General features: G+C 63.5%; 1 protein-coding gene. It reads left to right on the forward strand.

Going from position 1 to position 688, the window contains the following annotated elements:
• Nucleotides 1-688: SulP family inorganic anion transporter (locus tag FJO69_RS07715; protein WP_140781572.1), on the forward strand; the 688-nt coding region annotated here is incomplete at both ends.

Raw genomic sequence — 688 nt, forward strand, 5'->3', positions numbered from 1 at the left:
GTGTCCTCACCATTGCGCTGATCGCAAGCGTCGAATCGCTGCTGTCGGCGGTCGGTGTCGACAAGCTGCATCACGGCCCGCGCACCGACTTCAACCGGGAGATGGTCGGGCAGGGCAGCGCGAACGTGGTGTCCGGATTGCTCGGCGGGCTGCCCATCACCGGTGTCATCGTGCGCAGCTCGGCCAACGTGGCCGCCGGCGCCCGAACCCGGATGTCGACGATCCTGCACGGAGTGTGGATCCTGCTGTTTGCGTCACTGTTCACCAACCTGGTGGAACTGATTCCCAAGGCGGCGCTGGCCGGCCTGCTCATCGTGATCGGTGCCCAGCTGGTCAAGCTGGCGCACATCAAACTAGCTTGGCGCACAGGCAATTTCGTAATCTACGCCATCACCATCGTGTGTGTGGTGTTCCTCAATCTGCTGGAAGGCGTGGCCATCGGGCTGGTCGTGGCGATCGTATTCCTGTTGGTGCGGGTGGTACGCGCGCCCGTCGAGGTCAAGCCGGTCGGCGGCGAGCAGTCCAAGCGATGGCGGGTCGATATCGACGGCACGTTGAGCTTCCTGCTGCTGCCCCGCCTGACCACGGTGCTCTCGAAGCTGCCGGAAGGGTCGGAGGTGACGTTAAACCTGAACGCAGACTACATCGACGACTCCGTTTCCGAGGCCATCTCCGATTGGCGGCGAGT

The organism is [Mycoplasma] falconis, from assembly GCF_006385795.1.
GTDB lineage: Bacteria > Bacillota_I > Bacilli_A > Mycoplasmatales > Metamycoplasmataceae > Metamycoplasma > Metamycoplasma falconis.